Source organism: Acidiferrobacterales bacterium (assembly GCA_028820695.1).
Taxonomy (GTDB): Bacteria; Pseudomonadota; Gammaproteobacteria; order Arenicellales; family JAJDZL01; genus JAJDZL01.
In genome coordinates this window covers 15,509-30,229 of sequence record JAPPIB010000028.1, presented here as the reverse complement: position 1 = coordinate 30,229, position 14,721 = coordinate 15,509, and the positions used below count along the sequence as shown (strand labels likewise).

Sequence of the window (14,721 nt, the reverse complement as noted above, 5' to 3'; positions counted from 1 at the left end):
CCGGCTTCGCTGGACTGCGGTTGGCCGTCAGGAAGGTATCGAGGAAGGTATTGAGCAGGGAAGGGAAGAGGTTGCCGAGCGGATGCTCAGGAAGGGGTGTACGGTCGATGACATCCGGAGCTACACCGGGCTGACAGTCCGGCAGATACGGTCCTTGCAGGGTGGTGATTAGGTGGTGGCGGTCTGACCGACGACCTGTTAGCGCTTCTGTCCCTGATCAGTCAACATCGCAGCGATTGCCTTTACGCGGGGAAGCCTGGCGGTTACGGTCCATGCGGATCACGGTATCGGATGATGCCTGCACAAAACATGGTGCTCGTCTGCGCAGCCGCACCCGGCCACCGCTACGCGTGTCCCGGCTCAACCGACAGAGCAGCTGCACCAGTGAATTGATAAATGTCTTGTAGGCGCTGCATCAGTATCGTCTTACAGGGTCGCAAACTTATTCACCTCAGAATTTAATTTGACGCATCTTGATTAAATAGGGAGAAACACTATGGATCTTGCAAAAATCGCGAAAGAGGAAAATATCAGATATTTTCTGATTAGTTTCGTTGATCTGTTCGGAGGATTGCGGGCAAAGCTGGTGCCGGCAGGCGCGATCGGTGGTATGCAGGAGGAAGGTGCGGGTTTCGCCGGATTCGCAACCTGGCTCGACATGACACCTGCAGACCCGGACATGCTGGCTGTACCTGATCCCGAAAGCCTCATCATCCTGCCGTGGCAACGGGACGTTGGATGGCTTGCTGCCGACCTTTGGATGGGTGGCGCGGAAGTGGAACAATGTCCCCGAATCATCCTGAAACGGCAGTTGGCAAAATTGACAGAAAGCGGGTACAGAATGAAGACCGGGGTGGAGTGTGAATACATGTTGCTCGAACCCGACGGCAAGAGTATTCACGACGCACGGGACTCACAGGACAAGCCTTGCTATGACCAGACGGCATTGATGCGGAACTTTGATGTTGTCAGTGAGATCTGCGACGCCATGATTGAGCTGGGTTGGAGTCCATACCAGAACGATCACGAGGATGCGAACGGGCAGTTTGAGATGAACTGGGACTACAGCGATGCGCTGACTACCGCTGACCGTCATGTATTTTTCAAGTTCATGGTCAAGACACTTGCGGAAAGAAACGGACAAAGAGCGACGTTCATGCCCAAACCGTTTAGTGACCTGACAGGCAACGGATGCCATGCGCATGTCTCGATCTGGAACCCCAAAGCAACAGACAACCTGTTTCTCGAAGAGTCCGACGAAGTTGGGCTGTCCTCACTGGCTTACAGTTTTCTGGGTGGAATCATGCATAGTGCGCAGGCCCTGTGCTCACTGTTCAACCCGACAGTCAACAGCTACAAGCGAATCAATGCGCCACGCACCCGTTCCGGTGCATCGTGGTCACCGAATTCGGTAACCTACACCGGTAATAACAGAACACACATGATCCGAATTCCCGACGCAGGCCGGTTTGAGCTCAGACTGATGGATGGATCAGCGAATCCGTATCTGCTGCAGGCAGGGATCGCAGCCGGCGGCCTGGATGGCATAGCAAACAATCGCGACCCGGGAAAACGATTGGATATCGACATGTATGCCAATCCGGAACTGGCGGGCGATGTCAGGAAACTGCCGTTGAACCTGTTGGATGCGATTCGGACGACGCAGTCAAGCGACGTTCTTCGCTCAGCCTTTGGTTCGGAAGTCCTGGACAGTTACTGCAAGCTCAAACTGGATGATTGGAACCAATTCTGCTCGCAGGTTACAGACTGGGAACGCGATAGTACGCTCGACTGCTGAATGTATTCGACCGAAGCGTCGGTTTCGATGCCGACGCTTCACTTCTCACCTGTATTTGGTCGGCTCGGCAATCGAACCCAATACCACTGCCTTGTCCGCGCCGGTGACAGATGGAAGATTGGCCGGCTGATTCAGAACTCGGCATCGGGCAAACCAGGCGAAGGCAACAGCTTCAACCTGATCCGGGTGAATACCGAGTTCATCGGAGCTGGCGACATCGAGACCTGCGTCAATTCGTAAATTCCTTACAAACTCCCGATTGTGAGTACCGCCACCGCAAAGGTAGATTTTTCTGACGTCGGGCATCCACATCTGGATCGATCGCGCAATTGATCGGGCGGTAAACGCCGCAATCGTGCTCTGGACGGTGGCAGCATCCAGTTTCTTTCCATATCCATGTATCTGACTTCTCAACCAAGGCAGATTGAACTTTCTGGCGTCCAGACTCTTGGGTGGCGGCAACTGAAAATAAGTGTCGCTCATCAGGTGGTCCAGCAGTCCCTCATCGACTGTTGCTGACTCCGCCCACTCGCCATGTACATCGTATGGCTGGTTCCTGTGTACACGAGTCCACTGATCAGAAAGTGCGTTGCCCGGACCGGTATCGAAACCGATCACATGCTGTGATGCATCAGCAGGCAGATACGTCGCGTTGGCGATTCCCCCGATGTTGACAACCGCGCGTGACTCCAAACTGCTGTGAAAAGCATGGAGATGGAACGCTGGTGCCAGCGGCGCACCTTGACCGCCCGCTCTTAAGTCTGCACTTCGAAAGTCGTATACGACCGGAATGCCTGTCCTTTCAGCAATGACACTGCTGTTTCCGAGCTGCCATGAGAATGGAGGATCGGCCTGCGGCCGGTGAACAATGGTCTGTCCATGGCATCCGACCGCACGAATGTCATCGGTCTGAAAGCCTTCGACAAGTCTCAGTGTGACATCGGCGTAGAGGTCGCCCAGCACTCGGTCAATCCGGCGCGCAGGCGGTGAATCAGGGTAAGGTTCCTTGAGCAGCGCCTCAAGAGTCGGATGGATATTGTCAGGATAGCGTTCAGTCAGCCAACGGTGTACGCAGACATGTTTCCCGGGTTCAAATGATGCGAGTACTGCATCGATACCGTCCAGACTTGTGCCGGACATCAAACCGACATACTTTTCAGTCATCGGTCATTTGGACATCCGCGCTGCCATGCCCAACAATGTTTCATCAGGAGGATTATTGCTGAACGTTCGGAGAGGCGACTACAACTTTGATTTGATCACTGCCTTGCAATCTGGGCGACAAGGCTGCCACCTTGCGCTCGAACTCCTCGCGCAATTCTGCGGGAACCGGTTTGCCTTTCGGCATTGGATAATTCAACGGGTCCCGATGGACACCGTTTACACGAAATTCGTAGTGTACATGATCACCGGTGGACAAACCGCTTGAGCCGACATACCCGATGACCTGCCCTCGCTTGACAAAACTGCCCCGGCTGGTGTTTTTTGCAAACTTGTTCATATGCGCATACAGTGTCTGATACTTGCTTCCATGCTGGATAACAATCACCTTGCCATACCCGCTTGGATCGTTGGCGCGTCGCGATATGACACCATCCGCGGTCGAAAAGATCGGTGTGTTTCGCGCAGCGCCGTAATCGACCCCCTGGTGTTTGCGGTACTTTTTCAGTATCGGATGGAATCGGTTGTTGCTGAAGACAGAAGTGACCCGCGCTGACTTGACAGGAGCCCGCAGAAAATGTCCCAGCATGTTTTCACCATGCTGATCATAGTAACGGGAATCACCATGTTCATTCGTTATCCGGAAAGTCTGTGTCTGACGATCGTTTTGTTGCAGCGATGCGGCGACGATTTCCGTCTGTCCGACAATTCTGTCCTTCACGAATCTGCGCTCGAAAATCATGCAGTAGCGATCACCTTTCTGCAACTGACGGCTGAAATCGACCCTGGATGCGAATATATCTGCATAGGCGTCGACTGCCGCGATCGGAACATTCGCTTTTTTTGCGGCACGGTAAAGATTGCTCTCGACAGTCGCACAAGCCTGAAATTGCCGAACTTCCGATTGCATTTTCCTGAAACCGACCGAGTAATCCTCCCCATCGGCAACGACCAGACGAATCTTTTCTGACTTGAAGTCGGAAACCTCGATCATGGCGAATGTGTCATCGGCGAACGTTGCAATTCGGATTTCCTGTTCTGGCATCAGTCCGGAACGCAACCAGTTTCCCCGTGGTGCGAGTGCCACCTCAAGTGCGCCTGACACGCCAACTCGGCGGAAGATTCGACCCAGCGTATCGCCTTTGCGCACCGTTACTTCATGCCACGTCAGTTGCTGCTGCTTGACGGCCGCGACCTTTTGGATGAATCTCTCCTGCTCCTGTTGCATTTCGATGCGACGCTGCTTGTCGAAGATATTGCGAAGCGAACCCGCTTTGCCGGCGACAGCCGGGTCAACCAATTCAACACCGGCATCGCCGAAGACAAACATCAAGACTCCCTTTTTTTCACGCCGGAACTCAATGCCCACCAACTCACCTGCATCGCTGCGTGCAATCGTCAGCTCATCTTTCGGGTGGACAATCTCAAGCAATTTTGTTCCAGGCATTTTGAGCATCTGGTTCATCGTTTTCAGTTTGACTCCGTTACGCTTCATGACCTTCGAAAGCGTATCGTTGCGCTTAAGGACCGTGGTTGACCATTCCACTTCCAGACCTTCGGGCAAAATCAGCGCGGAATCGACCGGTGGCGTTTCCAGCTGTGGAACGCTCTGAGCGATTGTCGGGTCCGGTACTGCTATGGGTCCTCGGTCCATGATTGCGACCTTCTGTTCGGGGGCCGCTGGCATCATGTCCGTCAGTTCGGACTTTTCATCCGCTACGGAATCCTGGTTGGAATCTGCAAGGTCCGCGGGAGGATGAATGCGCGGTTGCAGTGCGAATCTGGTTGATTCCGTATCGATTCCGTCCGATGGGGTAACGGCATTCGTGTCGGCGCTTTCGGAACTGATGCTCGCAAGTTCGTCACTATAACTGAGTGTTGCGACCGGCCAATCCAATATCACGTCGTCGATAAAACTCTGTACCGATGCGACCACGACCGGTTCGTGCTGAAGATCAACCTGAGGTACCGGCTGATCGTGCCAATCAATAGATTTCTGATCAGTCGATGCAACCTTCAGTATCGGTTTTTCCTGCTCTGCAACGTTGACTTGAGGGGCTTGCTGCCCATTATCACTGAGCTGTTGCAAGTCTGATGAATCTTCAGAAACCAAAACAACCGGTTCAGGTTTCGGTTGTGGCGTTTCCGTCTCAAGATTACCGGAAGTCACAACACTGTCAGAAGTGCTGACGCCGGAGTCGGATGAAAGTGCGGTCTGCCAGATAATCGGACTATTGACAGACACATCAACCGCGGGCGGCAACTGACCTGAATAGGCCACCTGTATCGCTGCATCTTCAAATCCACTTTGGTCGACGGTCACAGGCGGACCGGCGGAAAGTGAAAGCGCCACAGCCAGTGAAGCGGCAATTACAATCAGTGTATGGGTTGCGTGGTTGCGAGTGAGTTTCCGGGATGCGTTGCCCGACGATCCTTTATTACGAAGCTTTTTGATGTTGACAGACCAATTCATATGTCTAGTGTCGCGACAGCATACCCTCCAAAAAGCTCATTCATGGACCACTCATGAACTTGTGACTGTAAGTGGTGGATTATATAAGAATTTTTGTGGAATCTTTTGCGACAATTTTGAAGTCAATGCATATCCTATCACAAAATCGCAGTGACTGGGCCGCCGAACCGGGCTGAGCCGCTGGGCTGCCGGCTTTTTCCCGACCATGGTCACAGGCCGACTTTATGCTCCATTGCCGGGCTCGTACCTGGTGTGCACTTTGCTGCCAGTCAAATGCCTGCGCAGGTGCTGGATTGGCTGAAATGCACGACAGTTCGCGTATCAGTCAGTAAGCCGCAACAGGTGCTGCGCAAGTATTCTGTCGACCTGATCGTCAGTGCGGAATGAAATTCCCTGCCTTGGCAAAGCGTAAGATTCAGTACTTTCGCACGTGAGCTGATGACGCCATATACAGGTTTTTCTCGAACTATGGATTCCATGGCATTGCATGCAGCGCGCTTCGTCTGAATTCGAAAGTCGCATGGCGCTGAGTACGATTTCACCCGAAAGGTCGCGGGCGCCGACATCAGTTTCAGTAGTGTTTGATATAATTTTGCTGCATCGGATTAACATCAGTTACGGTGCACGTTGATCAAACCTCGCAGGTCCGCATGCTTTGCACGAATCTTTCCAGTTCCCACCCGTTCAACAGAAAATGAAAAAGTCCCTGCCTGAATTCTGGGTTGGAGTGTTTGTCCTGGCAGGCATCGCTGCAATCGTATCAATAGCCTTCAGAGTCGATAGTGCGTCTGTGTTTGAAGTGGATGACGACTACAAGGTGTACGCTATTTTCGAGAATATTGGGGGTCTGAATGTCAAGGCCCCGGTCACGATTGCGGGAGTGAACATCGGCCGCGTATCCGCCATCACGGTTGACATGGACAATTTCAATGCCAGGGTTGAATTGACCATATCCGATAGGTTCGCGCGCATCCCGATCGACTCAAGTGCCCGAATACTGACTTCGGGACTGCTTGGTGCGCAGTACATCGGACTTGAGCAGGGGGCGGAGGATATCTTTCTCAAAAGTGGAGACCTGATCGAGTTCACCCAGTCGTCGTTCAGTCTTGAGGACATAATCGGCGAATTTCTGTTTCGGGCGACGACACAGGGTTGATCCACTTGAGTGCGAAAGTTGAAACCTCCGTCGGGGACGATGTCGTTCAGATAAGCGTGTCGGGCGAACTGCGCCTGAATACTGTTGCGGCAGTGAATCGAAGCGTGAATCTTTCATCATTCGGTCAGCGGCATATCGACATTGAACTTGGTGCAGTCACTGATGCAGACAGTGCCGGGCTGGCACTTTGTGTCGAGTGGCTCGCGCAGGCTCGCGACAACCATGCAACCGTTGAGTTTACAAACGTACCGGATGTTCTGTCACGGATAGCCCGTGTCAACAAACTCGATGACATCTATCGGGCGTCGACAAACCCGATGTCCACCACCGACTGAGCCTGGATATCAAGATTCCATACATGTCATTCCATGACCGGATGCACAGCTGGAAAACTGCCTGAAACAGATTTTAGGAACAAGGATATTATTGCCTGAAAGTCAAGCAATGCAACGACTTGGACGCCGCAGACGAAAAATCAGCCATTCGGTGATGTGGTAAAATACAGGCAAACCATGCTGTTTCGTTGAATAAGTTGGAACTGAATGACTATGGTAGCGCCTGAACAGGTAAAAATATGGATTGAAGAGGGTCTGAGCGGCTCGACTGCTGATGTGGTCGGAGACGGAAGGCATTTCGAAGCCATAGTGGTCTGTTCTGACTTTGCCGGCAAGTCCATGCTCGAGCAGCATCGCATGGTTTATGGAGGACTCGGGGACAAGATGGACGAAACTATCCATGCACTGTCATTGCGGACCTATACGCCGGAACAGTGGAGTAATCAGTCATCATAAATCGACCATTCATCAATCTCTGATAGGAGGATAAGCGAATATGAGCGTCGAAGAGCGTATCAAAGAAACTGTAAGCAGCAACCGTGTGGTCCTATTCATGAAAGGAACACCCCAGTTTCCCCAATGCGGATTCTCAAGCCGGGCTGTGCAGATTCTTGAAGCGTGTGGCACACAGTATCAAACGGTCAATGTCCTGAGTGATATGGAAGTTCGGGAAGGCATCAAACAATATTCGAACTGGCCGACAATACCACAGGTCTATATCGATGGTGAGTTCGTCGGCGGGAGCGACATCCTGCTGTCGATGTATCAGAACGGTGAACTTCAATCCAAGCTGAATCCGGCAAGCTGACTCGATAGACTGTTCAGCTGGCCAACCGCAGAAAATCCTCAGAGGTTTTCGTAATGGACAATTTGATTATTTCCGGCGGTCTTCCATTAAATGGCAATGTCCGCATATCCGGTGCCAAGAATGCAGGTCTGCCCTGCCTGGTTGCCTCGCTGCTATCATCGGAACCTCTGCGGGTCAGTAATATCCCCCACCTGCAGGATGTCACCACAACTCTTGACTTGCTGAGCCGGCTCGGCGCAAAAGTCGAGCTTCAAGAAGGTATGACTGTGGTAGTTGACTCCAGCAATGTCGCAAATTTCCGAGCAAACTACGATATTGTGCAGACCATGCGGGCTTCAGTGCTTGTACTCGGGCCCTTGCTAGCGAGATTCGGGCACGCTGAAGTATACATGCCGGGCGGCTGTGCCATCGGGTCGAGACCGATCAACCTGCATCTTGGGGGGCTCAAGGCAATGGGTGCGGATATCGAACTGGAAGGCGGATATATCAGGGCGACCGCGGACAGATTGCACGGCGCGCATATTTTCATGGACATCTCTTCGGTGACCGGAACAGAGAACCTGATGATGGCGGCCTGTCTGGCCAAGGGCACGTCTGTGATTGACAACGCGGCGATGGAGCCGGAAGTGGTGGATCTGGCCGAGTGCCTGATCGGAATGGGCGCGAAGATTGAGGGCGCGGGATCAAGTCGAATCAAGATTGAGGGAACCGACTCTCTCAAGGAGCACACTCACCATCTGATCGCAGACAGAATTGAGGCGGGGACCTATCTGGTGGCTGGCGCTGTGACAGGTGGAAACATCACCGTGCTTGATGTACAACCCGAAAACTTGCTTTCGGTAATCGACAAGCTGCAGGACGCCGGGGCCGAAATGGCGGTGGGAGAGGACTACATCCAGCTTTCAATGAACGGCAGACGCCCCAGTGCAGTCAATGTACGGACCGCACCATTTCCTGGCTTTCCGACCGATATGCAGGCGCAGATCATGATGATGAACTGCATTGCTGATGGAACCGGTTCGGTCACAGAAACCATTTTTGAAAACCGTTTCCAGCATGTACAGGAATTTATACGAATGGGTGCCGACATATCAACGAGCGGCAGCACCGTCTCGGTGAATGGCGTGCCGAGACTGCAGGGGGCGCGGGTGACGGCGACTGATCTTCGCGCATCGGCGAGTCTCGTTCTTGCCGGATTGGCGGCCGAATCCCAGACCATCATTGAACGCATTCATCATATCGATCGCGGTTACCACTGTATCGAGGAGAAACTCGCGTTGCTTGGCGCGCAGATTCGGCGCGTTCACGAAAATGGCATCTCTCGCGATCATTCGGACGCTGATGCGGAACAAGTCAGCACCAGCTGACCGACTCTCGCATCTTGAATCCCCACAATCAGACTACGATGGACAGTCGTACCAATCGCATTGCAATCGCAATTTCAAAAGGGCGGATTGCCAAGGCAGTCACTCCGCTGCTTGAACATGCTGGTATCGCACCCGTTGAGGATATCGGCAGCTCACGCAATCTTCTTTTTGAAACCCTCGATGAGAATGTCGAGTTGATCGTCGTCAGGAGTACCGACGTGCCGACATACGTACAGATGGGTGGTGCCGACCTTGGAGTTGTTGGTAAAGATGTACTGCTTGAGTTGCAAAATGGAGGATTTTACGAGCTGGTTGATCTAGGAATATCAAAGTGTGAGCTGGTAATCGCACAGAAGATGCGTTCGGACACTGGTTGCGGTCCGCACCGAAGAAAGCTCAGGGTGGCAACAAAATATGTGAACACCACCCGCCGACACTTCGCGGCCAAGGGAGTCTATGTCGATGTCATGCATCTGTCCGGCTCGATGGAACTCGCACCGTCGCGCGGATTGGCGGATCAGATCGTTGATCTTTCCCAGACCGGTGAGACTTTGCGCAGCAACGGGTTGGTCAAAGTGGAGAGTATTGCCGACATCAGCGCACGCCTGATCGCCAACAAGGCTGCATTGCGACTCAAGGAGAATCTACTCAAGGATATCGTGTCGAAACTCGAGCAGGCTGCCGGCAGGCGGAACAATGAGTCTTGAAATCCGAGAACTTTCGACAGCCGACAGTCGATTTGACGAGGAATTCTCAGGACTTCTGGATCGAGGTGCAGAGTTTACGAGTGAAACTGACCGGACTGTCGCTGACATCATCTCACGAGTTCGGGTTGAGGGAGACGATGCGGTACTGGAGCTGACTAGGCGTTTCGATGGCAGTGATGCTGACCGCGTGACAGATCTTGAGATCAGCGCCGATGAATTGGAATCTGCAGCCTTGCGGATCGAACCCGGGTTAAGGGCGGCCATGATCGAAGCGGCTGACCGGATTCGACGATTTCATAAGCGTCAGGTTGAACAGTCATGGATCTACGAGGAGGAGACCGGATCCCGTCTGGGTCAGAAGCTGACCCCGATCAAGACAGTCGGAATCTATGTTCCGGGTGGTCAGGCGGCCTATCTGTCTTCGGTTTTGATGACCACACTGCCTGCACGAGTCGCCGGAGTCAGCGAAATTATCATGACCGTGCCTGCACAAGGTGGATTGATCAGGGATTCCGTTCTTGCCGCCGCCCATATCGCAGGTGTCGATCGAGTCTTTACAGTCGGTGGTGCGCAGGCTGTGGCAGCACTTGCCTTCGGAACCTCAACCATTCCGAAGGTTGACAAGATTGTAGGACCGGGAAACGCCTGGGTTTCTTCAGCAAAGCGCCAGGTGTTCGGTCATGTCGGGATCGATCTGGTGGCCGGACCTTCGGAAGTCGTGGTCGTCTGTGATGCAAACACCAACGCTGAGTGGGCGGCAATGGATATGTTCGCTCAGGCAGAACATGACGAAGACGCACAGTCGATTCTGCTTTCACTTTGTCAGCACAAGATCAATGAGGTGCGCGAATGCATGCGGACCCTGCTGCCCCAGATGGAACGAAGTGAAATCATCGCAAAATCCCTGGCCAGCAACGGTGCACTTGTTCATGTCCGCAATCGCGAGGAACTTGTTGAGATAATCGACCGTGCAGCACCTGAACATCTTGGTCTGATGTTGGACGATGCCGAAGAGATCGCACAGACGGTTCGAAATGCCGGGGCGATTTTCATCGGAGCGGACAGTCCTGAGGTTATCGGAGACTATTGTGCCGGTCCAAATCATGTACTGCCAACGTCAGGCGCGGCACGATTCAGTTCCCCTCTCGGTGTCTACGACTTCATGAAGCGGACATCGATCATTCACTGTTCCCGAGATGGATCGCGGAATCTTGCAAAAATTGCAGGTATTCTGGCACACGAAGAGCGGCTGACTGCACATGCGCGCTCGGCAGAGTATCGCTTCGATACCAATGAATAGTGAACGAGCTTATTCGTTCTTTGGCATGTAGACTCCGCAAAGTCAGGGCACAGAGAAACAGGCAGCCCAAGAACCAATCGCAATATGGAATGACTTGCCTCAGTTTTCGAAATTGCCGTGCATTGGTTGCAAAGTAGAGGAAACATTTGCCTGAAAGAATAATCTTTCCCCCGCAATCCGATCGGATGGCTTGCAAACCGATGAAAATTCCGGTTTGCGCTGAATGTTGACAGTGCCTGGATTGTTGACTAAAATTTTGACTAACTTTGGACATCGAAAGGAGATGACGATGCCTGTCTTTAGCGTACATGAAGCAAAAACCCACCTTTCAAGAATTCTGACCTTATTGAAGTCAGACGATGAAGTCGTCATTTCACGCTACGGTACGCCGGTCGCAAGGATCGTCCCTTTTGAACAGACACCGCGAGTCAGAAAACCAGGCGCATTGAAAAACCTGATTGAATTTGATGAGTCATTCTTCGATGAGCTTCCTGAAGAGGAATTGTCTGCCTGGAGCCAACAGTCTTAATGCGGTTTCTTATAGACACCCATGTATTTCTATGGTGGTTGATTGATGATGCGCGGTTGTCAGATTCGTCCCAGAACTTGATTTCCAATCCTGAAAATGCAATTTTCGTCAGTTCAGCTTCTGCCTGGGAAATTGCAATTAAATTTCGATTGGGCAAACTGCCCGGCGCTCGGGCAATGGTAAACGACATTCCAGCCTGCATAGCAAACCAAGGATTCAAAGAATTAGCGATTACTGCAGAGGATGGACAGCGAGCTGGATTATTGGAGACAGTTTTGCGGGATCCATTCGATAGAATGTTGATCGCTCAATCTCAAAATCACGGACTGGTGCTGATTACGAAGGATCAGGATATGTATCAGAAAGGAGTCGATACCGTTTGGTAAATGTACCGATACAAGAAAGGCGACAGCATTAAGTCGGGCCCTCTTCAATGGATCGATGACAGCATCAGCAATCATTCAAGAATGCTGATCGGGCTCGGCATGCGGTGGTAGAGAATTTGAACACCCGAGGCACAACCAGATCCGCGAAGCGTGCCATTGTCATTCCGGGCAACCATGTCGGGGAGAAGTCAAGTTTGAACCATACTTTTCTGAAAGCCGGTTGACATACACTGATACACAAACCGTCAAGCAGATTCAGAGAAATTGACAATGTCAGAAATTCGATCCCGTAGTAAATTGCAAAATCCGACCGATCTGGTGCACCCGCAGATTCGCTCTCTTAGTGCCTATCGGGTTGAACCGTTTACCGGAAACGTAAAGCTCGATGCGATGGAATCACCTTATGGCTTCAGTGAATCGCTGAGAAAGAAATGGCTCGAATACATCGCCGAAACAGACGTTAACCGCTATCCGGACCCGAATGCGACAGACGTGAAAGACACGCTGCGCAAGGTGTTTGAAATTCCCGACAGCCTGCAATTGACTCTGGGAAATGGTTCTGATGAGCTTCTGCAGTTGTTACAACTGGCAGTTGGCGGTTACGGAAAGACGATCATGGCGCCTCAACCGTCATTTGCCATGTATGAAATCATCGCCAGGTTCACAAGAGCTGAGTTTGTCGGTGTTGACCTGGATGAGAACTTCCGACTGCCTCGGGACAGCTGGCTGTCTGCAATCGAGCGCAATCAGCCGGCGTGCATTTTTATCGCCTATCCCAACAATCCAACAGGAAATTTCTTCGACGAGGAATTGATTGAGGAAACTGTGCGTGTTGCTGACGGGCTGGTGGTGGTCGATGAAGCCTACCATGCCTATTCGGGGCAGAGCATCATGGCCATGTTGGAGAAGTACGAAAATCTCGTCATAGTACGGACGTTATCCAAGAGTGGTTTCGCTGGGCTTCGGGTCGGATACATGATGAGCCATCCGAGCTTGTCCGCTGAGTTTGAAAAAGTTCGCTTTCCGTACAACATCGGCGTATTGGCCCAGCGCAGCGCTGTCTTTGCACTGAGCAATTGGGACCGGATCCGGCTTGCTTCTGACCACATCATTCAACTCAGGGACTCGATGTTCTCACAACTTCAACGTATGGACGGAATCGAAGTCTATCCGACGCAAGCTAACTTCATCACAATCAAGGTCAGGAATGAGAGTGCGACGAGAATCTTTGAAACATTACAGCGCGATGGGGTACTGATCAAGAATCTGCATGGCCAGCACCCCCTGCTTGCAAATTGCTTGCGGTTGACCGTCGGAACTGAAGATGAGAACGGCCAATTGTTGGCTGCACTTGAAAAGTGCCTGTAACCCGATCCAAAGTGACCTTCATCTCCCGCCGTCGCTGATACACCGTAGCTTGAATTCTGCCCGAAGTCCTCGCGATACGCTTCAGCCAGACCAAGTTGCGTGCGTTAATCGACCATCCGTAAAATTTTTTAGTCTCGATGGAAGCACTGATCTTCCACCGAAAAGACTTACAGGAAATAAAACAGTAAATTTCAATTCATAGTTTTTATTTGTACTGTTTCTTTCGGCCAAATCATGACCGTCAGTCGAAGTCTTGAGCCTAAGTTACGGCATAGGAGTCGATCTTGTAATTCTTGGAGTGGAAAATATTCTCCTGATTGAAGCCAAGGCGACATCCACAATCGCACTTGCCTGTACGCAGAAAACTTTGCCATCAATAATGGAAAACAACAACCGGTTGATTTTCAACTTGGGGAGACCATGCATCTGGTGGACGCTTCGGGCCATGCACTGGATATTTGAGTTGTCAACATTACGGGACGGACTGTTTTGCTGGAATACGAATCGATCGCTCGTACCGTATGAAGCCGACCGTATCACTCCACCCATAAGCGATCACACTGCCACCATCTTTGTGCTAGTCGACAGTGAGTTCCTTTGGTGAGGACAGCACCGCAACACGGTGCTGTCTACTATAATGCCGACATTCGCTAAAAATCAGATGATCGCCAATGGCCTGGTCAAGGATTCTGATCGTGAACATTAACAATCGAACAGCTGACATACACAGAAAGACCAAAGAAACTGATATTGCGGTTTCGCTGAATCTTGAAGGAACCGGCAATTCAGATCTGGATATCGGGCTTCCGTTTTTCGAGCACATGCTTGAGCAGATCGCGCGGCACGGCATGGTTGATCTGACAATCAAGGCGGTCGGTGATCTTCATATTGATGCGCACCATACAGTCGAAGATGTCGGTATCACGCTGGGCAAAGCACTGAACGATGCAATCGGCGATAAATCCGGGATTGTTCGATATGGCCACGCGTATGTTCCGCTGGATGAGGCGCTGTCGAGAGTGGTAATCGATTTCTCCGGCAGGCCATCACTTGAATATTCAGTTGAATATCCGCGGGCGCGCGTCGGCGAGTTTGACGTTGATCTGATTCACGAATTTTTTCAGGCGGTATGCAATCATGCCCAAATCACCTTGCATATCACCAACATCAGCGGCAGAAATGCACATCATATCGCTGAAACAGTGTTCAAAGCTTTCGGTCGCGCGCTGCGAATGGCCGCGGCATTTGATTCAAGGTCGGAAGGTTCCATTCCATCGACCAAGGGAAGTCTATAGAACGCTGTTCAGCTGCGTCCACCGCGGCAGCTCATTGT

15 protein-coding genes are annotated in these 14,721 nt (G+C 51.9%); 13 read left to right on the top strand and 2 right to left on the bottom strand.

Features of this window, described 5'->3' with window-relative positions; all coding sequences use genetic code 11:
- Nucleotides 1-496 precede the first annotated feature (496 nt).
- A complete protein-coding gene (gene glnT, locus OXI60_04260) occupies nucleotides 497-1,798 on the top strand; it encodes a type III glutamate--ammonia ligase (protein ID MDE0309030.1) in 1,302 nt (433 codons plus the stop codon).
- Between the two features lie 45 nt (nucleotides 1,799-1,843).
- Here the strand turns inward: glnT and OXI60_04255 are convergent, their stop codons facing one another.
- Both OXI60_04255 and OXI60_04250 read right to left on the bottom strand, forming a co-directional pair.
- Nucleotides 1,844-2,962 (bottom strand): anhydro-N-acetylmuramic acid kinase, encoded by a 1,119-nt coding sequence (locus tag OXI60_04255; GenBank protein ID MDE0309029.1) that lies wholly within the window; start codon nucleotides 2,960-2,962, stop codon nucleotides 1,844-1,846.
- 52 nt (nucleotides 2,963-3,014) lie between these two features.
- Complete coding sequence (locus OXI60_04250; protein MDE0309028.1) at nucleotides 3,015-5,432, bottom strand: peptidoglycan DD-metalloendopeptidase family protein; 2,418 nt, start codon at nucleotides 5,430-5,432, stop codon at nucleotides 3,015-3,017.
- A gap of 694 nt (nucleotides 5,433-6,126) precedes the next feature.
- Here OXI60_04250 and mlaD point away from each other — a divergent pair.
- From mlaD to hisB, 12 genes are all read left to right on the top strand, one after another.
- Complete coding sequence (gene mlaD / locus OXI60_04245; protein MDE0309027.1) at nucleotides 6,127-6,588, top strand: outer membrane lipid asymmetry maintenance protein MlaD; 462 nt, start codon at nucleotides 6,127-6,129, stop codon at nucleotides 6,586-6,588.
- Nucleotides 6,589-6,593: 5 nt separating this feature from the next.
- Entirely contained in the window at nucleotides 6,594-6,923 is a 330-nt protein-coding gene (locus tag OXI60_04240) for an STAS domain-containing protein (protein MDE0309026.1), read from the top strand.
- Between the two features lie 207 nt (nucleotides 6,924-7,130).
- Nucleotides 7,131-7,379, top strand: a complete 249-nt coding sequence (locus OXI60_04235; GenBank protein MDE0309025.1) for a BolA/IbaG family iron-sulfur metabolism protein — start codon at nucleotides 7,131-7,133, stop codon at nucleotides 7,377-7,379.
- A 40-nt stretch (nucleotides 7,380-7,419) separates the two neighbouring features.
- The gene (gene grxD / locus OXI60_04230) at nucleotides 7,420-7,731 is read left to right on the top strand and encodes a Grx4 family monothiol glutaredoxin (protein MDE0309024.1); all 312 of its coding nucleotides are present in this window, start codon (nucleotides 7,420-7,422) and stop codon (nucleotides 7,729-7,731) included.
- A gap of 53 nt (nucleotides 7,732-7,784) precedes the next feature.
- Nucleotides 7,785-9,098 carry a UDP-N-acetylglucosamine 1-carboxyvinyltransferase gene (murA, locus tag OXI60_04225; GenBank protein ID MDE0309023.1) on the top strand — a complete coding sequence of 438 codons (1,314 nt, stop codon included), beginning with the start codon at nucleotides 7,785-7,787 and terminating at the stop codon, nucleotides 9,096-9,098.
- A 38-nt stretch (nucleotides 9,099-9,136) separates the two neighbouring features.
- On the top strand, nucleotides 9,137-9,805 hold the full coding sequence (gene hisG / locus OXI60_04220; protein MDE0309022.1) for an ATP phosphoribosyltransferase: 669 nt from the start codon (nucleotides 9,137-9,139) through the stop codon (nucleotides 9,803-9,805).
- On the top strand, nucleotides 9,795-11,105 hold the full coding sequence (gene hisD / locus OXI60_04215) for a histidinol dehydrogenase (protein ID MDE0309021.1): 1,311 nt from the start codon (nucleotides 9,795-9,797) through the stop codon (nucleotides 11,103-11,105). The genes hisG and hisD overlap by 11 nt, the downstream gene beginning before the upstream one ends.
- Before the next feature lie 289 nt (nucleotides 11,106-11,394).
- Nucleotides 11,395-11,634: a type II toxin-antitoxin system prevent-host-death family antitoxin gene (locus OXI60_04210; protein ID MDE0309020.1), complete on the top strand. Its 240-nt coding sequence runs from the start codon at nucleotides 11,395-11,397 to the stop codon at nucleotides 11,632-11,634.
- On the top strand, nucleotides 11,634-12,020 hold the full coding sequence (locus OXI60_04205; GenBank protein ID MDE0309019.1) for a type II toxin-antitoxin system VapC family toxin: 387 nt from the start codon (nucleotides 11,634-11,636) through the stop codon (nucleotides 12,018-12,020). Before OXI60_04210 ends, OXI60_04205 begins: the two co-directional genes overlap by 1 nt.
- A 270-nt stretch (nucleotides 12,021-12,290) precedes the next feature.
- Nucleotides 12,291-13,388: a histidinol-phosphate transaminase gene (hisC, locus tag OXI60_04200; GenBank protein MDE0309018.1), complete on the top strand. Its 1,098-nt coding sequence runs from the start codon at nucleotides 12,291-12,293 to the stop codon at nucleotides 13,386-13,388.
- A gap of 253 nt (nucleotides 13,389-13,641) precedes the next feature.
- The gene (locus OXI60_04195; protein MDE0309017.1) at nucleotides 13,642-13,992 is read left to right on the top strand and encodes a hypothetical protein; all 351 of its coding nucleotides are present in this window, start codon (nucleotides 13,642-13,644) and stop codon (nucleotides 13,990-13,992) included.
- A gap of 97 nt (nucleotides 13,993-14,089) precedes the next feature.
- Nucleotides 14,090-14,683: an imidazoleglycerol-phosphate dehydratase HisB gene (gene hisB, locus OXI60_04190; protein ID MDE0309016.1), complete on the top strand. Its 594-nt coding sequence runs from the start codon at nucleotides 14,090-14,092 to the stop codon at nucleotides 14,681-14,683.
- Nucleotides 14,684-14,721 lie beyond the last annotated feature (38 nt).